Consider the following 19453-nt stretch of genomic DNA (forward strand, 5'->3'; position numbering starts at 1 on the left):
CGCCGGCGGCGGCCCTAGTGGAAGTCGTGGCTGCGGATGCGGACGGCTTCCTCGGGGTCGCAGCCGGTGCGGAACGGGGGATGGTAGAGGCTGCGCGGCTTGGGCTTCCACCCCGGCTCGCCGCGGTCGGGCGGCCCGGCGTGGGTCGCGCCGTCGCCCGGGCTAGTCAGCCGCGGCAGCTCCATGTCGCCGACCTGGCGGAGCATGCCGGTGAGGTCGTGCAGCCGGTCGGCGATGACGTGGATCACCTCGCCCTCGCGCTGGACCTTGCCGACGACGCTGATCATCGCCGAGCTCATCACCACCGTCCGCTGCGCCTCGAACCGGTCGGGCCAGAGAATGATGTTGGCGACCCCCGTTTCGTCCTCGATGGTGATGAACAGCACGCCCTTGGCGCTGCCCGGCTTCTGGCGGACGAGGATGATCCCGGCGACCTCGATCTTGCGCCCGTCCTTGACGTGGCGGAGCGCGCCGCAGGGAATGATCCTGCGGCTGGCGAGCTCGTCGCGGAGGAAGAAGACCGGGTGCTGGCGCAAGGTCAGCTGGGTCGCGCGGTAATCCTCGACCACCTCGCGACCCGCAGTGAGCGGGAGCAGCATGACCGGCTCCTCGCGCCGCTCGGCCGCCTTGAGCAGCGGCAGCGGCGCCTCGCCGAGCCCGCGGATCGCCCACAGCGCCTGCCGCCGGTCGAGCCCCAGCCCGCGGAAGCCGTCGGCCTTGGCGATCTTCTCCAGCGTCGCCAGCGGCACCCGGGCCCGGCGCCAGAGGTCCTCGACCGAGGCGAACGGCCGCGTTCCGCGCGCCTCGATGATCCGCGCCGAGTCGACTTCGGCCAGCCCGTGGACGACCTTGAACCCGAGCCGCACCGGCAGGCACGCGCCGCGCCCCTCCAGCCGGGAGTCCCACTGGCTTTCGTTGACGCACACCGGGTGGATCGCCACGCCGTGCTCGCGCGCGTCACGGACGATCTGGGCGGGGGCGTAGAAGCCCATCGGCTGGGCGTTCAGAAGCGCCGCGCAGAAGACGTCCGGGTGGTGGCACTTCATCCACGACGAGGCGTAGGCGATCTTGGCGAAGCTCGCCGCGTGGCTTTCCGGAAAGCCGTAGGAGCCGAACCCCTCGATCTGCTTGACCAGCCGCTCGGCGAACTCGGGATCGATCCCGTTCGTCGCCATGCCGGCCATCAGCTCCTCCTTGAACTGGCCGACGCCCTGCGTGTATTTGAACGTCGCCATCGCCTTGCGGAGCTCGTCCGCGCGGGCCGGGGAGAAGCCCGCGCCCTCGATCGCGACCTTCATCGCCTGTTCCTGGAACAGCGGCACGCCATAGGTCTTGGCGAGCACCGCCTTCAGCTTCTCGGACGGATAGTCGAACTCGATGGCGGGGTTGCGCCGCTTCTGGTCGCGGCGCTTGAGATAGGGATGGACCATGTCGCCCTGGATCGGCCCGGGGCGGACGATCGCGACCTGGATGACGATGTCGTAGAACTCCGTCGGCAGCATCCGCGGCAGCATCGCCATCTGCGCCCGGCTCTCGATCTGGAAGGTGCCGAGCGTGTCGGCGCGCTGGATCATCCGGAAGGTCTCCGGATCGTCGGTCTGCATCTCGGGCGAGGCGAGCGTCAGGCGCAGGCCCTTGTGCTCCTCCAGGAGATCGAAGGCGCGGCGCATGCAGCCGAGCATGCCGAGGCCGAGGATGTCGACCTTCATCATGCCAAGCTCCTCGATGTCCTCCTTCTCCCATTCGACCACCCAGCGGTCCGGCATGGCGGCGGGCTGGACCGGGACCAGCCGGTGCAGCGGGTCGCGGGTGAGGACAAAGCCGCCGGGGTGCTGCGACAAGTGCCGCGGGGTGCCGATCAGCTCGCGGGCGAGCTCGAGCGTGAGGCCGAGGCGCGGGTCGGAGCGGTCGAGGTTGAGCGCATCGACATGGCTGTCGGCCACCCCCTCGCTCGACCAGCCCCACACCTGGCCGGCGAGCGCGCCGGTCATGTCCTCGGGCAGTCCCAGCGCCTTGCCCACCTCGCGCACCGCGCCGCGCGCGCGGAAGCGGCTGACCACCGCGGTCAGCGCGGCATGGTCGTGGCCGTAGGTGCGGTAGATCCACTGGATCACCTCCTCGCGCCGCTCATGCTCGAAGTCGATGTCGATGTCGGGCGGCTCGCGCCGGTCGGGGGAGATGAAGCGTTCGAACAGCAGCTGGTGCGCGATCGGGTCGATCGAGGTGATCCCGAGCACGAAGCAGATCATCGAGTTGGCCGCCGAGCCGCGCCCTTGGCAGAGGATGCCCTGGCTGCGCGCATAGCTGACGATCGAGTTCACCGTCAGGAAATAGGGCGCATAGCCCATTCGCTCGACCAGCCGCAGTTCATGTTCGAGGAGGTCGAGATAACGCTGGTCGGGGATGCCGTCGAACGGCGACCGGGCGAACAGCTCGCGAAGCGCGGCGCGCGACAGTTCGGCGAGCGCGGCCTGCGGCGACTTGCCGCTCATCACCAGCTCCTCGGGATATTGGTAGCGCAGCTCGCGCAGCGAGAAGGTGCAGCGCTCGGCGATGGCCTGGGTGGCGGCGATCGCCTGCGGGTGGCGGGCGAAGCGGCGCGCCATTTCCTCGGGCGGGTGGAGGCAGCGGTCGGACGAGCGCTCGCGCCGAAGCCCGAGCTCGTCGATGGTGCATTTCTCGCGGATCGCGGTGACCACGTCCTGCAGCATCCGCCGGCTTGGATGGTGGTAGAGCACGTCGCCGGTCGCCAGCGGGGTGAGGCCGAAGCGCCGCGCCTCCGCTTCGGTCCGGTGGAGCCGCCGGCTGTCGTCGGGGCGGCGGTTCTGGGTCAGGCAGACATGGCCAGCATCGGTGCCGAAGATGTCGGCCATCCAGCGTAGCTCTGCCTTGGCGACGCCGTCCGCGCCGGGAACCAGCGCCCCGACCAGCCCCTCGGCCGCAGCGGCGACATCCTCCCAGTGGAGGAAGCAGCGGCCCTTCTCCCCGGCCTTGGGATCGGCGCGGTTGTTGCCGCGGGTCAGCATGGCGGTCAGCCGCGACCAGGCGGCGAGGTCTTCCGGCCAGACCAGCAGCGAAGCCCCGCTGACGAGGTCGAGCCGGCACCCGGCGACGAGCTTGACCTCGAGACCCTGGTCCTGGCGGATCTGCTCGCTGGCGTAGAGCGCGCGGACCAGCCCGCCGACCGAGTTGCGGTCGGTGACTCCGATCGCGTTCATCCCCATCAGCGCGGCGGTCGAGAACAGCTCCTCGCACGACGACACGCCGCGTAGGAAGCTGAAGTGGGTCGAGACTTGGAGTTCGGCGTAGGTCATCCGACCCGGCCGTGGAGGAACCAGTTGAGGTCGCCGGTCTCGCCGTGCACGCCGTCGCCGCGGCGGTAGAGCCAGAAGCGCTGGCCGTCCTCCACCTCGACCCGGAAATAGTCGCGCACCGCCTGCCGCTCGGCCGGGCGGCGCCACCATTCGCCAGCGATCCGCTCCGGCCCTTCGGCGCGCACCACGCGGTGACTGACCCCGCGCCAGGTGAAGCGCCGGGGCGGCTGGTCAGGCAGTTCCGCCAGCACGTGGTGGACCGGCTCGGGCCGGCTCAGCAAGCGCACCGGGCGCGGCCAGCGCGTGTGCCAGGGATGATCGGGCGGACGCTCGTCCAGACGCCGCACGTCGTCGCGCCTCAGCGCCGCTGCCCGCGGGGGCGGCGGAGTCAGCGGCGAGGTGGGGACCAGCGAGCGCTCGGGAACGTCGCTGTCGACCGGCGCCACCCGCCACAGCCGGTCCATCCCGATCCGGTTGGCGAGCGCGTCGACCAGCGGGGCAAGGTCGGGCTCGCCCTCGTCCGCCAGAGCCGGCGCGAGCGACTGTGGGCCGAGCGGATCGGCGCGGCGGACGTGGAGCAGCAGCGCATCGATCCCGTAGCCGGGCTCGACCTCCTCGATCCGCCTGACCGCCAGTCGAAGCATGTGCGCGGCGTCGCGGGTCGGGCGGGCGAAGCCGAGGCGGAGACGCTGCGGCACCCCGTCGACCCGTTCGGCGATCAGCTCGACCGCGCGCGCGCCCCGCCCGGCCTCGGCCAGTGCCCTGGTCAGTCGCGGCATCAGCGTGCCGAGCCAGTGCTCGATCGCCTCGGCGGTGGCGATCGGCTCGAAGAAGCGCTGCTCGACGAGCACCGGGACAGGTGGGACGACCGGGTCGAGCGGCTCGGGCGCGCGGCCGGTCGCCTGGTCGAGCCGGCCGACGATGCCCGGTCCGAAGCGGCGGACCAGCGGCGCGCGGGGCAGCTCGGCGAGCTGGCCGATGCGCTCGACTCCGAGCCTCGCCAGCAGCTCGAGCGCCGCCGGCGCCAGTCGCAGCGCGGCGACGGGGAGCGGCGCGATTGCCTCGACCTGCACGCCCGGCGGGACGATGGTCACGGCCGCCGCCGGTCCCATCCGGGCCAGCGCCCAAGCCGCGCCGGCAGTGTCGGCGATCGCCAGCCGGGCGGTGATCCCATGGCGGGCGAGCAGCCGCACCAGCCGCGCCGCGAAGCGTGCCTCGCCGCCGTGGAGATGCGCGACCCCGCTCAGGTCGACGAGGATCCCGTCCGGGTCGGAGACCGCGACGATCGGGGACCAGCGCCGCGCCAGCAGCTCGGCGAGCTCATGGAGTTCGGCCCGGTCGCCGTCGGGGTCGGCGGGGCGGACCTCCAGCCCCGGCGCCTGCGCCCGGGCCATGGTCAGCGCCATGCCGCGATGCAGCCCGAGCCCGCGCGCGGCGGGGTTGGCGGCGGCGATCTCGACCCGCGAGCCGATCTTGTGCGCGATGACCAGCGGCGGCTCGTCGGGCGGAGCCAGCATCGCCGCCGCCGGCTCCTCCTCGCGGCAGATCCGCGCCACCACGCTGCCCAGCGTCCGCCCAGTCTGGAAGAAGCGACCCTCGCCATAGCTCGGCGCGGTCGGCTCGCTCTTGCCGTGATTGTCGGGGTGCGGCCCCTCGCCGGGGAACTGCACCGCGGGCATGGCGGCGAGCTGGGCGAGGCTGGGGGGCGCGATGTAGCCCGCCTCGCCGCCGTGCCCGTCGCGCGCGCTGCGCCGGGGCGCGCGATGGTCGCGCTGGGCGGCCCGGGCGGCTATGTCCTCGCCTGGGAACTGGACCGACGGCAGCGCCGCGGCCTGCGCCAGCGACAATCGGGGAGCCGGCGCCTCGTTGCGATACCGCTCCCGGGCCTCTCCGCGCAGCGCGGCGCCGCGTCCTGCCTTGGCGGGGGAGTCCTCGCCGGGGAACTGGAGCGGCGGCAGGGGAATGTGGCGGCCCGTCTCCGCCTCGTCGGTGGGCAGCGGCCGGAACGGATTGTCGGTCACCTCGCTGCGCCGCGACAGCTCCTGGAAGGAGGGCCGCTGGTGCGCGGGGAGCGCGTCGATCGCCGCCTTCACCGCCTCGCCCCCAGGCGCCCAGCCGCGCGAGCCGGGCCGGAACGGATGTTCGGCCGCCTCAGTCCGGCGCGACAGCTCGCGCAGCGGCGCGGGCGGCGCGACCCGCTCCTCGGGCGGGCGGGACAGGCCATGCGAGCCTTTGAAGGGGTTGTCGGCCGCCTCGCTGACCCGGCCGAGCTCGCGCTGCGGCGGGCGGCGGTGCGCAGGAAGTGCCTCGACCGCGGCCTCCACCTCCTCGCGCGAGCCGGCCAGCCCGCTGCTGCCGCCGCCGTCCGTATCGCTGCGCGCCCAGCGCGCGCCGGGCCGCCAGCCGCCCTCCTTGGGCACCGAGCAGTGCTGCGCCCGCTCGACCGCCGCGTCGGCGCCAAGCGCGTCGAAGGCGGCCCGGCTGTCGGCCTCAGCCGACGGCGCGAAGCGGCGCTCGGCCCTCCGCAGCCGGTCGATCGACCAGTCGGGCAGGTAGAGCGAGGCAACCCGTTTCATCTGGAGCCTCCACGGTGAGTTCGAACGGATCGCCGCCGCGCTGGCGGGCGCAGGCGAGACGCCAGCAGGCGCGGCCGAGCCCTTCCCACGGGACCGGCAGCGAGGGCGCGCTGGCGACCCGCCAGCGGGTGACCGCGGCGGACGGCTGGCCGAGCGGGTCGGCACCGTCGCGCCCCGGCCGCTTGAGCAGCAGGGCGATGCTGCTCCCGCCCTCGGCGGCGAGCTGGAGCCGGCGGGTGGCGGCCATGGCGACCTTCTTGGCCTCACCGATCACCGCGCCGAGTCCGCGATGGCGGAGCCCCTCCTCCATCAGCGCGAGCAGCTCGAGATCATCGCGCGCCTCGGCATAGAGCACCCGGGCGGGATCGAGCCCGGCCTGGTAGAGCCCCGGGGCGAACAGGTCGCGGCGGCGCACCACCCACAGCACCGGTCCCTGGGTCCGGGCCGCGACGGCAGCGAGGAACAGGGTGGCCGCGGCATCGTCGCCCCACCCCGCGCCTTCCCCGGCCACCTCGTGCAGCGCATCGAGCCGGAGCCCCTCGTCGGCCAGCCGCGAGTCGACCGGGTCCAGCCCGAAAGACAGCACCGGACGCTCGCTCCGGCCGTCGCCCTCAATGGCGCTCAGCTGCTTGCGCAACTCGGAAATCATGGGATTGGAAGCAGGCACGGTGCGACTCGAAACAGAATGTGTTCCTGTTTTGTTCCTACCGTTCCGCGGAGTCAATCGGCGCTCCCTCGACTCTTTTGACCTGAGTCTATCCCGCCATCCGCCACGTCTTGCCAGCCGTGGCTGCGCCCCCATGTTCACTCGCGAGACACGAATCTTCGCTAAAGAGCCCCCAAATGGATTGGAAAAAACCTCTTTTTGCCGCTGCCGCCCTGCTGGCCGTCGCCCCGTCGATGGCGGCAGCCTCGCCGCTTGAAGGCCGCTGGATCAACCCGAAGCACAGCGTCACGGTCCGCATCGGCGCATGCGGCCCGACCATGTGCGGGCGGGTTGTCGACGCCTCGCCGCGCGCGCGGGAGAAGGCCGCCGCGGGGGGCACACCCAACCTCATCGGCACCCCTCTGCTGACCAATCTTGCCGCCGCCAACGGGGGCTGGAAGGGCAGCGTGTTCGTTCCCGATCACAATATCCGCGCCTCCGCCAACCTGAAGCTGCTCGCGCCCAACCAGCTCAAGGTGCAGGGCTGCGTCCTCGCCGGCCTGCTGTGCCGGAGCCAGGTGTGGACGCGGATCGACTGATGCGCGCGCTGCTCCTCGTCGCCGGCCTCGGGCTGGCCGCCGCTCCCGCCGCTGCCCGCTCGCCGGTCGAGGGCAACTGGTCCAACCCCGCGAACAGCGTCACCGTCCGGATCGCGCCGTGCGGCGGCGCCCTGTGCGGCCGGGTGGTCTCGGCCAGTGCCGGCGCCAAGGCGGACGCCGCGGCGGCCGGAACCGAACGGCTGGTCGGCACCGAACTGATGAGCGGCCTCGAACAGACCGGCGACCGGAGCTGGCACGGCGAGGTGTTCGTCCCCGACCGCAACATCCGCAGCGAGGCCGACTTCACACTGACCGGGCCGAACCGTCTGCTGGTCCGCGGCTGCGCGCTCGGCGGCTTCCTGTGCAAGGAGCAGAATTGGACGAGAGCGGCGGCTGCCCCTGTCCGCACCACTCGCCGACGCTAGCCCAGCCAAGCCCCCGCGATCCCGCCGGCCAGCATGGCCGCCTGAACCGCCGCCATCTCGTCCGCCCAGTAGCGGTCGCGGGTGAGATGCCCGCTGTGCTCGCGGACCCGGGCATGGATCGGCTGGAGCGAAGGCCCGGTCGCCAGCGGCGCGTGATAGTCGATGCCCTGCGCGGCGGCGATCAGCTCGATCCCGACGATCCCCGCGACATTGGCGACGATCGCCCGCGCCTTGCGCGCCGCGATCGGGGCCATCGAGACATGGTCCTCCTGCCCCGCGCTGGTGGGGATGGAGTCGACGCTCGCCGGGAAGGCCATGCTGCGGTTCTCGGCGACCAGCGCCGCGGCGGTGACCTGCGGGATCATCATCCCCGAATTGACCCCGCCGTCGGGGGTGAGGAAGGCGGGCAGCCCGCTCATCTTGGGATCGACCAGCACCGAGATCCGCCGCTCGGACAGCGAGCCCACCTCGCACATCGCCATGGCGATCATGTCGGCGGCGAAGGCGGCCGGCTGGGCGTGGAAGTTGCCGCCGGAGATGGCGCTGCCCTCGTCCGCGAAGACGATCGGATTGTCGGTCACCGCCGCCGCCTCGATCTCCAGCGTCCGCGCGGCGTTGACGAGGAGGTCGAGGCTCGCGCCCATCACCTGCGGCTGGCAGCGGAAGCTGTAGGGGTCCTGCACCCGGCCGCAGCGGCCATGGCTGGCGAGGATCTCGCTGCCCTCGAGCAGCCGGGCAAGCTCGGCCGCGACCCGGACCTGCCCGGGCTGGCCGCGCAGCGCCGAGATGCGCGGATCGAACGGCTTCGCGCTGCCCTTCAGCGCATCGACCGACAGCGCGCCGGCGGCGATGGCGGCGGCGAACACCCGCTCGGCGCGAAACAGCGCGTCGAGCGCGAGGGCACAGCTGAACTGCGTCCCGTTGATGAGCGCGAGCCCTTCCTTCGGACCAAGTTCGAGCGGGCTCATGCCGAGGCGCTGCAGCGCTTGCGGCGCCGGCAGGGTTTCGCCGGCGAGGTCGATCCGGCCATGCCCCATCAGCGCCGCGATGAGGTGCGCGAGCGGGGCAAGGTCGCCCGACGCGCCGACGCTGCCCTGGCTGGGGATGACCGGCATGGCATCGCGGTCGAGCAGCGCCTGGAGCGCATCGATGACGGCGAGCCGAACGCCCGAATGGCCGCGCCCGAGACCGAGCTGCTTCAGCACGATCATCAGCCGGACGATGTGGCGCGGCGTCGGTTCGCCCAGCCCGCAGCTGTGGCTGAGGATGAGGTTGGTCTGCAGCTCCGCCAGCCGGTCGTCGGGGATGCGCGTGTTGGCGAGCAGCCCGAAGCCGGTGTTGACGCCATAGACCGTCTCGCCGCCCGCGACGATCCGAGCGACCGCCTCCGCCGAAATAGCGATCCGTTCACGGCTTGCCTCGTCGAGGCGCGCCTCGGCACCGAGCCAGAGCTGGCGGAGGAGGTCGAGGGAGACTTGTTCGGGGTCGAGGCTGATCATCGGCCGCTGTTTGGCAGAACGCCGGGCTGCGGGCCAGCGCGGCCGATCAGGCCGGGACGGCGGTCCAGCGGGCGCGAATGTTCACAATGTTCACACTCGTGACGCGTTCGAGACGCAGCCGAGCGGGCTTGGTAGTCGCTTAGAGTCGAGGCACGAAGAGGTTTGATGGCCCAATGCATGGAGGGATCGGAGCAGGGCATCTCCTACTTGGCAAGTGGCGGTTTGAAGTCTGCTATGGAAGCGGACACTAGCGCTGCTATGCTTCAGCCGTATGCGCTACTGCCTGACTGCCTTGGCCGCCATCGCTGCCGTTCCCGCTCCCGCACAGGCCCCGTCCAGTCTTGAGAGAGGCTTCACCGGCGCGCTTCGAGGATGCGAGGAATGGGTGCTTAATCCTGCCAGTTGGGCGGATGGCACGGGGCCATTCGTGAAGGCTGTCGGACTTGGCGACCAGATGGGCCTTGTCGATAAAGTGGAGGAGGCCAACCTCCCGCCGCAACAGCTACGAAGAGCAAACCACTATTGGCGTATCAATTCCACACCAGGCGCTGGCTATGTCCTTGTCGTCTCTGACCAGCTGCCGATGTGTCACATTACTGGGGGCGGCAATACGGACCTGGAGCCTGTTGTAGAGGCCGTGCTCACATCCCGAGAGTTCGGGGCGCGATGGGAACGTGTCACAGACAGATTCAAAGCCGACATGTCGTCCACAAAATATCGCAACCGAGAGGACGCACGCCTTTCAATCGTGATCAGTCGGGCGAAGCAGCCGGGGCAGCGGTTGGACCGAGTTCAGGTGCTCGCAACGGCCACCTACAACACCGACAAGTGACAAGCTTCGCCCGCTCCTAATATCCGCAACGGGTCGGAAGCAGACATCCACACTCCGTGATGCTGAACTTGTTTCAGCACCCATCCACGCATCGGCCAGCCACTCACGCGATGAGCCCTGAAACAAGTTCACGGTGACGCCTGACACAACGCCCTAGATGTGTGCTTCCCGTAGCCGCCGCTGCTGGACGACCGGGTTCGCCATGATCAGTGATCGGCACCGGAGAGAGCGCGGACGGCCTTTAGAACGAGAGTGATCGGGTCGTGGCCTGCGCCATAGCCGTACTGGGCTGCCTCGCGCTTGCCGCAGCGCCGTTCCCCACGGAAGAGGCCGCAGGGTGCAAAGTCACCGGCGCCGAACGCCAGACGCGGCCTGATCTCGGCCGCGGCGCCCGGTTGGCTTCGCAGCTCAGGCGGAAGGCGGAAGCGGTCGGAGCGACGGCCGCACACGACGATGGCGCCGTCGACACCGCGCGTGGAACAGCTGGTCACGGGAACAAGCTGGAGCGGCCGGAGCGGCCCGGAACCCGCCGGAGTCGCGGCTTGGGCGATCGCCGCAGACGGGGTGCAGCAGCCGATTGCCAGCAGGTGAAGGAGGATCCTCCGCATACCCCATGATACGCCACCGGGAGACGCTCGCAACGGGCGAGCGAACGTGCGCCGGAGCTTACCCCAGCATCGGAAGGTCGAGCCCCTGCTCGCGCGCGCAGTCCGCCGCTTCCTCGTAGCCCGCGTCGGCATGGCGCATGACGCCGGTGGCGGGGTCGTTCCACAGGACCCGCTCCAGCCGTCGCGCCGCATCGTCGGTGCCGTCGGCGACGATCACCATCCCGGCGTGCTGCGAATAGCCCATGCCGACGCCGCCGCCGTGGTGGAGCGACACCCAGGTCGCGCCGCTGGCGGTGTTGAGGAGGGCATTGAGGAGCGGCCAGTCGCTGACGGCGTCGCTGCCGTCCCGCATCGCTTCGGTCTCGCGGTTGGGGCTGGCGACGCTGCCGCTGTCGAGATGGTCGCGGCCGATGACGATCGGGGCCGAGACCTCGCCGTTCCTCACCATCTCGTTTAAGGCGAGGCCGAGGCGGTGGCGCTGGCCGAGGCCGACCCAGCAGATCCGCGCCGGCAGCCCTTGGAAGGCGATCCGCTCGCGCGCCATGTCGAGCCAGCGGTGAAGGTGCGGATCGTCGGGGATCAACTCCTTGACCCGCTGGTCGGTGCGATAGATGTCCTCCGGGTCGCCCGACAGTGCGGCCCAGCGGAACGGACCGATCCCGCGGCAGAACAGCGGCCGGACATAGGCGGGGACGAAGCCGGGGAAGTCGAACGCGTTGGCGACCCCGTCGTCCTTGGCTTCCTGGCGGATGTTGTTGCCATAGTCGAACGTGGGCACGCCCATCGCCTTGAAGGCGAGCATCGCCTCGACATGGCGGGCCATGGAGTGGCGCGCGACCTCGGCCACGGCCTGCGGATCACGCTCGCGCATGTCCTGCCACTTGGCGACGCTCCAGCCGGCCGGGCAATAGCCGTTGGCAGGGTCGTGGGCGCTGGTCTGGTCGGTCACGGCGTCGGGTCGAATCCCGCGCGCGACCATCTCGGGCAGGATCTCGGCGGCGTTGCCGAGCAGGCCGACGCTGGTCGGCTCCGTGGCGGCGCGGAGGATGTCGAGCGCCTCGTCGATGCTCGACGCGCGGCGATCGAGGTAGCGGGTCTCGAGCCGCTTCTCGATCCGGCTTTCCTGGCATTCGACCGCGATGCAGTGGGCGCCGGCCATGACCGCCGCGAGCGGCTGCGCGCCGCCCATTCCACCGAGGCCCGCGGTGAGGATCCAGCGGCCGCGAAGATCGCCGCCATAATGCTGGCGGCCCATCTCGGCGAAGGTCTCGTAGGTGCCCTGAACGATGCCCTGGCTGCCGATGTAGATCCACGAGCCGGCGGTCATCTGGCCGTACATCATGAGCCCGGCGCGATCGAGCTGGTTGAACACCTCCCAGTTCGCCCACTTGGGCACGAGGTTGGAGTTGGCGAGCAGGACCCGGGGCGCATCGGGGTGGGTACGGAAGACGCCGACCGGCTTGCCCGACTGGACGAGCAGGGTCTGATCCGCCTCCAGCCGCTCGAGCGTCTCGACGATCTTGTCGTAGGCCGCCCAGTTGCGTGCGGCTCGGCCGATCCCGCCATAGACGACGAGGCTCTGCGGATCCTCGGCGACCTCGTCGTCGAGATTGTTCTGGAGCATCCGGACGGCGGCCTCGGTGAGCCAGCTTTTCGCCTTGATCTCGGACCCGCGGCGGGCGCGGATGCGGCGGCTGTTGTCGCGTCGGTCGTTCAGCAATCCTGTCCCCCAAAGATGCGCCGCTCCGGCCCCGGCAGCCCGATCCAGTAGGCGAGCTCGGCCAGGCTTTCGATCCGCCAGACGCACAGGTCGGCCTGCTTGCCAGGCGCCAGCGTGCCCACTTCGCCATCGATCCCCAGCGCCCTGGCGGCATTCACCGTCGTCCCGGCCAGCGCTTCTTCGGGCGTGAGACCGAACAGGGTGCACGCCATGTTCATCGCGAGCTGCGGGTTGAGGAGCGGCGAGGTGCCGGGATTGCAGTCGGTGGCGACCGCCATCGTCACCCCATGGTCGCGCAGCAGCTGGACCGGCGGCCGGACCGTTTCCTGCAGGCAGTAGAAGGCGCCGGGGAGCAACACCGCGACCGTGTCGGCTCGCGCCATGGCGTCGGCGCCCTCGCTGTCGAGGTGCTCGAGATGATCGGCCGACAGCGCCCCGAATCGGGCGGCAAGGCGGGCGCCGCCGCGATTGCTGAGCTGCTCGGCGTGAAGCTTGACCCGCAGGCTGTTGTTCTCGGCGGCCTCGAACAGCCGCTCGATCTCGGCCAGCGAGAAGCCGATGCTCTCGCAGAAGCCGTCGACGGCGGTGGCGAGGCCGAGCCGGGCGACCGCGGGCAGCGTCTCGTCGATCATCGTGTCGACGAAGGCGTCACGGTCGGCACCCTGCGGCAGCGCGTGAAGCGCAAGCAAAGTCGGCATGAGCCGCACCGGCTCGTCGCGCCCGAGCGCCCGCACCGTGTTCAGCAACCGGATCTCGCTCGCGGCGTCATAGCCGTAGCCCGACTTGATCTCGACCGTGGTGCAGCCGCCCGCCATCAGGGCCCGAAGCCGCCGCCGCCCGCTCTCAAGCAGCTCGCCCGCGCTCGCGGCCTGGGTCATCGCGACGGTCGAGGCGATCCCGCCGCCGGCCGCGGCGATCTCCTCATAGCTGGCGCCGGCGCGGCGAAGCGCATGTTCCTCGGCGCGGGTGCCGCCGAAGACGAGATGGGTGTGGCAGTCGATCAGCCCCGGGGTGACCCAGGCGCCGCCAAGCGGCACCACCTCGGCCGAGCGGTAGCCGGCGAGCTCGGTCCGCTTGCCGATCCGGACGATCTTGCCGTCGGCGATCGCAACCGCGGCGTTCATGATCAATCCGAGCGGATCGCCCGGACGCGGCACCATCGTCGCGACATGGCAGTCGGTGAGCAGGCGATCCCACATGGCGCGGTCTGTGGCACGCTGCTAGGGCGCAAGGCAATGAGCAGCTGGCCCAACCTCGCGGAGCTGATCGCCGCGCCCGACGAAACGACGGCAGTGGGGCTGGTCGGCGTTCCGCTCGGCGCCGGATCGGTGACGCCCGGCGGGTGCGACCGGGCGCCGGAACTGCTCCGCGCGACTCTGAAGCGCATCGCCACCTACGACGTCGAGACCGGACGGGAGATCGCGACTCGAATCGCCGACCATGGCGACTTGGAGATCTCGGGGATGAGCATCGAGGACGCCTCGACCCCGATCCGCAACGCGATCGCGGCGAGCGCCCTGCAGCGGCCGCTGACGCTGGTGGCGGGCGGCAACAATGCCGTGACCCGCCCGGCGGTGCATGCGCTCGGGCTGCCGCTCGAGCGGGTCGGGCTGGTCACGCTCGATGCTCATTTCGACATGCGCGAGCTCGGGCCGGGGCTGAGCAACGGCAATCCGGTGCGCGCGCTGCTCGGCGACGGCCTGCCCGGGCGCAACATCGCGCAGCTGGGCCTCGCGCCGTTCGCCAACAGCCGCGCGATGCACGAGGATGCGCTCGCCGCGGGCAACCTTGTCGTCACCATCGGCGAAATCGGGTCGGGCGGGATCGCGCGGGCGGTCGAGCGGGCGCTCGGCTGGCTCGGCCATGTTGAGGCGATCGTTGTCGACTGCGACATCGACGTGATCGATCGCGGCCAGCTCCCCGGCGCACCGGGTGCACGGCCGGGCGGGATGGCGGTGCACGACTTCTTCGCGGCGGTCCGGCAGCTGGCGGCGGAACCGCGGGTACGGATCGTCGACCTGGTTGAGTGGGACCCAATGCTCGACCCGTCGGATCTCAGCGCGCTGACCGCGGCACGCTGGCTGGCGGAGTGCCTGGCGGGGTTCGAAACCCGCTAGCGCCCGGCCCGGCGCCGTCCCTTCGCGGACAGGCTGCGGAAGGTGATCGACCAGCGCAGCGCCCGGTGCTCAGCGATGCCATGCTCCCATTCGTGGCGGACCTCGCCCGAAAGGAGATAGGCGCTGCGTGGCTCGAGCGGGACCTTGACCCGGCGGAAGCCGTCGGCGGTGCGCTGGCGTAAGGCGAGCACCGCCGCCGACCCGAGCGACACGCCGACCACCTGCTCGAAGAAGGGCCGGTCGCGGTGCCAGCCGATCCCCGCGCCGGGATCGTAGCGGTTGATCAGGCAGTGGACGATCTCGCCCGGCTCAAGACCGGCGAAGGCGGCGGCACGATCGCGCAGCGGGAGGAGCCAGTCCGGGATCGGCTCCACCTCGGCGAAGCTCGCGTCCGTGAAGTCGTAGCGCCAGCCGTATGTCTTCACCTGCCGCTTGCCGGTATATTGCTGGAACTGAAACGGGCTGGTCGCGACCTCAGCGAGACGTTCAAGCAGCGCGGTTTCGTCGACACGGCTGATGAACTCGTCGGCGAGCTTCAGCCCCGGGATCCGCTCCGGCTCGCCGAACAGGTCGGCCATCAGCGCTTGAGCAGCTGACCCAGCTCGGCCGGGGTGAGCGGGTGGCGGAGCTGCTCCATCGTGCATTGCGACGGTGCCTTGTCGGGGCGGCGGCGGAGCAGCTTTGTCCCGTGACGAAAGCGGCCGGCGGTCACCTGGTCGTAGAGCACCTCGACAACGATCTCGGGGCGGACCGGCGTCCACTCGGTCGAGCGCTCGGTCGCCCAGCGGCTCGGGCCGCCCGGCTTGCCGCCGCCGAATCCTTCGCCGCCAGCGATGGAGCGGAGCTCGGCGGTCCAGCCCGGCTTGTCGTGATTGGGGATTGAGGAGCAATAGCCGACATGGTGGAGCTGACCGCTCGCGTCATGCAAGCCGAGCAGGAGCGAGGCCATCTCCTCGCCCTTGCGGTCGTAGCGGAAGCCGCCGACGACGCAGTCGGCGGTGCGCCGCTGCTTGACCTTGACCATCGTCCGCTCGCCCGGCGTGTAGGGCTGGTCGGAGCGCTTGGCGATCACGCCGTCGAGCGCGGCGCCCGAGCGGTGCAGCCACTCCAGCGCCAGGTCGCGGTCGGTCGTGACCGGCGAGAGCAGCAGGGCGGGCTCGTCCTCGCTCGCCAGCATCTGCTCGAGCGCATGGCGACGGGCGTCCAGCGGTTCGTTCGCGAGGGAGCGGCCACCGAGCTCCAGCAGGTCGAAGGCGACGAACATCGAAGGGGTTTCTGCCGCCAGCTTCCGCACGCGGGATTCCGCCGGATGAAGCCGCATCTGGAGCGCGTCGAAGCTCAGCCCTTCGGCGGTCTGGATCACCAGTTCGCCGTCGAGCACGAACGCGTCGGCGGCGAGGCGGCCGAACAGCTCGACCATCTCCGGAAAGTAGCGGCCGAGCGGCTTGCCGGACTTCGACCAGAGCCAGACCTGGTCGCCGGACCGCACCGCGAGACAGCGGAAGCCATCCCATTTTGGTTCAAAGCGCCACTCGTCACCCGTCGGGATCTGCTCGGCGAGCAAGGCTTCCATCGGCGCGAGCGGGGCATTTTCCATCGCCAGCCAACGCCCGACGCCGCCAGCGTGTCCGGTGATCAGGTCCGAATCGGACGCTGAGGGAAAGCGCTGGTAAGCGGTCCGGTCGAGCATCGCGCCCGATGACCCATGCCGCACCCGCCTGCGCCGAGCGCCCTCGCTGCGGCATCCAGATCAGTGACTCCGAGCAGGAGGCGCTGTGCGCTGATCCCAGCCTGCGGGTGAACAGCATCCTCGTCGGCATCGGCAGCATCATCGCGGCCGCCCTCGCGCTGCTCACCTGCGTGATGCTGGTCGGCTATAATCAATCGATGCGGCTCGGCTACGAGCGCGAGCGCCAGCAGGTCGAGAACGGGTTCGCGCGCCGGCTGGGCGAGCTTCGCGCCGACCTCGCCAGCGTGACCTTCTGGGACGAAGCGGTCGAGCGGACGGCCATCCGGCGTGATCGGGCCTGGGCCGAGGACAATATCGGCCAGTGGCTCGCCCAGTTCTACGGGGTCGATCAGAGTTTCCTGGTCGACGGCCGCGGCCAGCTATGGCTCGCCTTCGAGAACGGCAGGCCCGCACCGGCGCGCCGCTATCATGCGCTCGAGCCGCGTCTGGCCGACCTGCTCCGCTCGGCTCGGGCCCGGAGCGACCGGCTGGCCGATGAGCGCCGGCCATCCTCTTCGGGCTTTGCCGTGAGCGCGGGCTCAAACCTCGCCGACAGCCGGCTGATGATGGTGGACGGCCAGCCCTCCTACGTGATCGCGACCCCGATCCTGCCCGACTTCGGTCGGGTTGCGCAGCCGGTGGACGGCTACATGATGCTGGTCGCGGTTCACCGGATCGATCCGGCCCTGCTCCACCAGCTTTCCGCGGGGCTGCTGGTGAAGCCGCTTCACCTGCAGCGGGTCAGCGAGCCCTATCGAGAGGCCGAGGGGCATTTCGTCCTGCCCGTCGCCGGATTGTCCGGCGGCGACCGGCTCGAGCTCCGCTGGCATCGCGATGGCCGCGGGCGCGACCTGATGCTCAGCGCCTTGCCGCTGCTGGCGGTATTGATGGCGCTGTTCATCCTCGTGGCGGTGCTCGGGGTGCGCCATGTCCGCCGCGCTACCGGCAACCTGCTGGTCAGCCGCTTCGAGGCCAACCACGACGAGCTGACCCGCCTGCCCAACCGCCGCCTGCTGACCCGGCGGCTGGCAGACCATCTCGCGCACGACGAACCGATCGCCTTGATGTTCATCGATCTCGACCGCTTTAAGCAGGTCAACGATCTGTGGGGCCATGCCGAGGGCGACCGGGTCATCCGCCATACCGCCGCCAGACTGCGGACGGCGGTCGGCGAGGGAGTGGTCGCGCGCTTCGGCGGGGACGAGTTCGTGGTCCTGCTGACCGGCTCCGCCGACGAGGCCGAGCGCATCGGCCGGAACATCCTTATTGCGCTCCGCGAACCCTATCAGATAATGGGCAAGCCGGTGACCCTGGCCGGCTCGGTCGGGATCGCGCTCGCGCCCTTCCATGGCCGGCAGCCGGGCGAGCTGATGCGCAAGGCGGATCTCGCGCTGTACCGGGCCAAGTCGCTCGGGCGGAACCGCATGGTGATCTTCGATTCGGCGATGGACGCCGCGCTGCAGGAGCGGCAGCAGCTCGAGCTGGAGCTGCGCAACGCGATCCGCGATGACTGTTTCAACATCGTCTACCAGCCCCAAGTCTGCCGCGTCACCGGGCGCATCGCCGGGGTCGAGGCGCTGGCGCGCTGGACCCGGCCCGACGGGCGGCCGGTCGAGCCAAGCCTGTTCATCACCATCGCCGAGGAGGCGGGCATCGTGTCCGAACTCGACGCGCTGGTGCTTCGCCAGGCCTGCCGCGAAGCGTCCGGCTGGCACGAGCTGGTACTGGCGGTAAATGTCTCGCCGCAGGAGCTTCGGACGCCCCACTATGCCAAGCTGGTGCGCGACGTGCTGGCGGAGAGCGGCCTCCCTCCGCAGCGACTCCGGCTGGAGATTACCGAGACCGCGTTGCTCGAGGACAAGACGATGGTCGCTTACACGGTTCGCGAACTGAGCCGGCTGGGCGTACGCTTCACCCTCGACGATTTCGGCACCGGCTATTCCAGCCTCGACCATCTCCGCACGCTGCAGCTGGAGGGCATGAAGATCGACCGCAGCTTCGTCGCCGACCTCGGCCGCGAGCCGGAGAGCATCACTCTGATCACTTCGATCATCGCGCTCGGCCATGCGCTGGGCCTGTCGGTGACCGCGGAAGGGGTCGAAACCAAGCAGCAGCTGGCGCTGCTCCGCGCCGCGGGCTGCGACGAGTTCCAGGGCTATTTGTTCGGACACCCGGTCAGCGCGGAGGAACTGCGCCGTCGGCTGCGCCTGCCTCGCGCCGCCTAGCCGAGGTCGATCCACACCGGCGCATGGTCGCTGGTCTTCGGCAGCGCCCGCGCGCTTCTGTCCACGCCGGCGTTCCTGAGCCGACCGGCGGCGGCGCGATTGAGCAGCAGGTGATCGATCCGGAGGCCGGCATCGCGCGTATAGGCATTGCGGAAATAATCCCAGAAGGTGAACACCCGCTCGTCGGGGTGGATCGTGCGGAGCGCGTCGGTCCAGCCGGCACCGGTGAGCCGGGCGAACGCTTCTCTCACCTCGGGCGCGAACAGCGCGTCGTCGGTCCAGCGCTCGGGCTTGTAGACGTCGGCGTCGGTCGGGATGATGTTGTAGTCGCCGGCGAGAATCACCGGCTCGTCGAGCGGGAACAGCTCGGCCGCGAGCGCCTCGAACCGTTCGATCCAGCGCAGCTTGTAGTCGAACTTGGGCCCGGGGAGGGGATTGCCGTTGGGGAGGTAGAGGCAGCCGACCAGCAGCCCGTTGACCGCCGCCTCGAGGTAGCGGCTGTGGCTGTCGTCGGGGTCGCCGGCGAGCCGGCGCCTCGTCTCCACCGGGGTGGTGCCGCGCGCGAGGATCGCCACGCCGTTCCAACTCTTCTGCCCGTGCCAGATCGCGTCGTAGCCCGCAGCCTGGATCGCCGCGATCGGGAAGCGCTCGTCAGGCGCCTTCAGCTCCTGGAGGCAGACGATGTCGGGGGTCGTGGTCTCGAGCCAGTCAACCAGCACCGGCAAGCGGCCGTTGACCCCGTTCACATTGTAGGTGGCGATGCGCATGGGCGGACAAACGCTCGGGCCCGCGGCGGGTCCCGTCAGAAGCGGCGAGATACGCCGATCGAAACCTGAACGTCGGGCGTGTCGCGAGTCAGGCCGAGGAAGGTGGCGGCGTCGAACTGGAGGTCGTCGCTGGCCTGCCAGGCGAGCCCCAGGTCGGCGGAAGCCTGGTGCTTGGAGCCGGATGGATCCCACTCGCGCTCGGCCCAGCCCTCGAGTGTCCCGGTGAGCGACTTGCTCAAGGGATAGTTGAGCGCCAGCGAGGCGGAGACGGCCGCATGAAAGCCGTTGCTGTCCTGGTTGGCGAGGCGGTCGATCTCGGGCGTGAAGGCAAGAGACCCGTCGTTCGGGAGATTGAGCGACACGGGGGCGATCACCCCTTCCTCGACCTTGCCGTCG

Annotated in this window: 15 protein-coding genes (1 of these 15 cut by a window edge); 5 read left to right on the plus strand and 10 right to left on the minus strand. The window is 70.5% G+C overall.

Annotated features, from left to right (window positions below; all coding sequences use genetic code 11):
• Window positions 1-14: 14 nt before the first annotated feature.
• From HMF7854_RS01100 to HMF7854_RS01110, 3 genes are read right to left on the minus strand one after another with little or no spacing between them, the layout of a single operon-like run.
• Window positions 15-3314, minus strand: a complete 3300-nt coding sequence (locus HMF7854_RS01100) for an error-prone DNA polymerase (RefSeq protein ID WP_126717425.1) — start codon at window positions 3312-3314, stop codon at window positions 15-17.
• On the minus strand, window positions 3311-5890 hold the full coding sequence (locus tag HMF7854_RS15955; protein ID WP_239016783.1) for a DUF6504 family protein: 2580 nt from the start codon (window positions 5888-5890) through the stop codon (window positions 3311-3313). Before HMF7854_RS15955 ends, HMF7854_RS01100 begins: the two co-directional genes overlap by 4 nt.
• On the minus strand, window positions 5805-6539 hold the full coding sequence (locus HMF7854_RS01110) for an ImuA family protein (RefSeq protein ID WP_185829111.1): 735 nt from the start codon (window positions 6537-6539) through the stop codon (window positions 5805-5807). Before HMF7854_RS01110 ends, HMF7854_RS15955 begins: the two co-directional genes overlap by 86 nt.
• Window positions 6540-6790: 251 nt before the next feature.
• Here HMF7854_RS01110 and HMF7854_RS01115 point away from each other — a divergent pair, with 251 nt between their 5' ends.
• The gene (locus HMF7854_RS01115) at window positions 6791-7135 is read left to right on the plus strand and encodes a DUF2147 domain-containing protein (protein WP_239016784.1); all 345 of its coding nucleotides are present in this window, start codon (window positions 6791-6793) and stop codon (window positions 7133-7135) included.
• Entirely contained in the window at window positions 7135-7560 is a 426-nt protein-coding gene (locus tag HMF7854_RS01120) for a DUF2147 domain-containing protein (protein ID WP_126717428.1), read from the plus strand. The genes HMF7854_RS01115 and HMF7854_RS01120 overlap by 1 nt, the downstream gene beginning before the upstream one ends.
• Here HMF7854_RS01120 and hutH read toward each other — a convergent pair.
• Window positions 7557-9059, minus strand: a complete 1503-nt coding sequence (gene hutH, locus HMF7854_RS01125; RefSeq protein ID WP_126717429.1) for a histidine ammonia-lyase — start codon at window positions 9057-9059, stop codon at window positions 7557-7559. The genes HMF7854_RS01120 and hutH overlap by 4 nt on opposite strands.
• 271 nt (window positions 9060-9330) lie before the next feature.
• Between hutH and HMF7854_RS01130 the strand changes: the two genes are divergently transcribed.
• The gene (locus HMF7854_RS01130) at window positions 9331-9891 is read left to right on the plus strand and encodes a hypothetical protein (RefSeq protein ID WP_148104683.1); all 561 of its coding nucleotides are present in this window, start codon (window positions 9331-9333) and stop codon (window positions 9889-9891) included.
• 666 nt (window positions 9892-10557) lie between these two features.
• On the opposite strand, the gene hutU is transcribed toward HMF7854_RS01130, so the two are convergent.
• Together hutU and hutI are read right to left on the minus strand one after the other, a co-directional pair.
• Window positions 10558-12216, minus strand: a complete 1659-nt coding sequence (gene hutU, locus HMF7854_RS01135; protein WP_126719989.1) for a urocanate hydratase — start codon at window positions 12214-12216, stop codon at window positions 10558-10560.
• Window positions 12213-13418: an imidazolonepropionase gene (gene hutI, locus HMF7854_RS01140; RefSeq protein ID WP_126717431.1), complete on the minus strand. Its 1206-nt coding sequence runs from the start codon at window positions 13416-13418 to the stop codon at window positions 12213-12215. Before hutI ends, hutU begins: the two co-directional genes overlap by 4 nt.
• Window positions 13419-13454: 36 nt before the next feature.
• Between hutI and HMF7854_RS01145 the strand changes: the two genes are divergently transcribed.
• Window positions 13455-14336 carry an arginase family protein gene (locus tag HMF7854_RS01145; RefSeq protein ID WP_185829112.1) on the plus strand — a complete coding sequence of 294 codons (882 nt, stop codon included), beginning with the start codon at window positions 13455-13457 and terminating at the stop codon, window positions 14334-14336.
• Here HMF7854_RS01145 and HMF7854_RS01150 read toward each other — a convergent pair.
• Both HMF7854_RS01150 and HMF7854_RS01155 read right to left on the minus strand, forming a co-directional pair.
• Complete coding sequence (locus tag HMF7854_RS01150) at window positions 14333-14914, minus strand: alpha-ketoglutarate-dependent dioxygenase AlkB (protein ID WP_126717433.1); 582 nt, start codon at window positions 14912-14914, stop codon at window positions 14333-14335. The two genes, HMF7854_RS01145 and HMF7854_RS01150, sit on opposite strands and share 4 nt — an antisense overlap.
• The gene (locus HMF7854_RS01155; protein ID WP_239016785.1) at window positions 14914-16026 is read right to left on the minus strand and encodes an ATP-dependent DNA ligase; all 1113 of its coding nucleotides are present in this window, start codon (window positions 16024-16026) and stop codon (window positions 14914-14916) included. The genes HMF7854_RS01150 and HMF7854_RS01155 overlap by 1 nt, the downstream gene beginning before the upstream one ends.
• 8 nt (window positions 16027-16034) lie before the next feature.
• On the opposite strand from HMF7854_RS01155, the gene HMF7854_RS01160 reads away from it, so the two are divergent.
• On the plus strand, window positions 16035-18290 hold the full coding sequence (locus HMF7854_RS01160) for a putative bifunctional diguanylate cyclase/phosphodiesterase (protein ID WP_126717434.1): 2256 nt from the start codon (window positions 16035-16037) through the stop codon (window positions 18288-18290).
• Here the strand turns inward: HMF7854_RS01160 and xth are convergent.
• Together xth and HMF7854_RS01170 are read right to left on the minus strand one after the other, a co-directional pair.
• Window positions 18287-19057 (minus strand): exodeoxyribonuclease III, encoded by a 771-nt coding sequence (gene xth / locus HMF7854_RS01165; protein ID WP_126717435.1) that lies wholly within the window; start codon window positions 19055-19057, stop codon window positions 18287-18289. The genes HMF7854_RS01160 and xth overlap by 4 nt on opposite strands.
• 35 nt (window positions 19058-19092) lie before the next feature.
• A protein-coding gene (locus HMF7854_RS01170; RefSeq protein ID WP_126717436.1) for a transporter crosses the window boundary here: on the minus strand, window positions 19093-19453 show its end. 401 nt of this gene lie beyond the right edge of the window; the window shows 361 of its 762 coding nt (coding positions 402-762); its start codon lies beyond the right edge, outside the window — the gene reads right to left on this strand; the stop codon is at window positions 19093-19095.

This window comes from Sphingomonas ginkgonis (assembly GCF_003970925.1).
Taxonomy (GTDB): Bacteria; Pseudomonadota; Alphaproteobacteria; order Sphingomonadales; family Sphingomonadaceae; genus Sphingomicrobium; species Sphingomicrobium ginkgonis.

Bases quoted from the DNA above. Each gene is read 5' to 3' on its own strand.
- HMF7854_RS01120 (WP_126717428.1), top strand. From the start codon at position 7,135: ATGCGCGCGCTGCTCCTCGTCGCCGGCCTCGGGCTGGCCGCCGCTCCC.
- HMF7854_RS01160 (WP_126717434.1), top strand. From the start codon at position 16,035: ATGACCCATGCCGCACCCGCCTGCGCCGAGCGCCCTCGCTGCGGCATC.
- HMF7854_RS01130 (WP_148104683.1), top strand. From the start codon at position 9,331: ATGCGCTACTGCCTGACTGCCTTGGCCGCCATCGCTGCCGTTCCCGCT.
- HMF7854_RS01155 (WP_239016785.1), bottom strand. From the start codon at position 16,026: ATGCTCGACCGGACCGCTTACCAGCGCTTTCCCTCAGCGTCCGATTCG.
- xth (WP_126717435.1), bottom strand. From the start codon at position 19,057: ATGCGCATCGCCACCTACAATGTGAACGGGGTCAACGGCCGCTTGCCG.
- HMF7854_RS01110 (WP_185829111.1), bottom strand. From the start codon at position 6,539: ATGATTTCCGAGTTGCGCAAGCAGCTGAGCGCCATTGAGGGCGACGGC.
- HMF7854_RS01115 (WP_239016784.1), top strand. From the start codon at position 6,791: ATGGCGGCAGCCTCGCCGCTTGAAGGCCGCTGGATCAACCCGAAGCAC.
- hutI (WP_126717431.1), bottom strand. From the start codon at position 13,418: ATGTGGGATCGCCTGCTCACCGACTGCCATGTCGCGACGATGGTGCCG.
- hutH (WP_126717429.1), bottom strand. From the start codon at position 9,059: ATGATCAGCCTCGACCCCGAACAAGTCTCCCTCGACCTCCTCCGCCAG.
- HMF7854_RS15955 (WP_239016783.1), bottom strand. From the start codon at position 5,890: ATGAAACGGGTTGCCTCGCTCTACCTGCCCGACTGGTCGATCGACCGG.
- HMF7854_RS01150 (WP_126717433.1), bottom strand. From the start codon at position 14,914: ATGGCCGACCTGTTCGGCGAGCCGGAGCGGATCCCGGGGCTGAAGCTC.
- HMF7854_RS01100 (WP_126717425.1), bottom strand. From the start codon at position 3,314: ATGACCTACGCCGAACTCCAAGTCTCGACCCACTTCAGCTTCCTACGC.
- HMF7854_RS01145 (WP_185829112.1), top strand. From the start codon at position 13,455: ATGAGCAGCTGGCCCAACCTCGCGGAGCTGATCGCCGCGCCCGACGAA.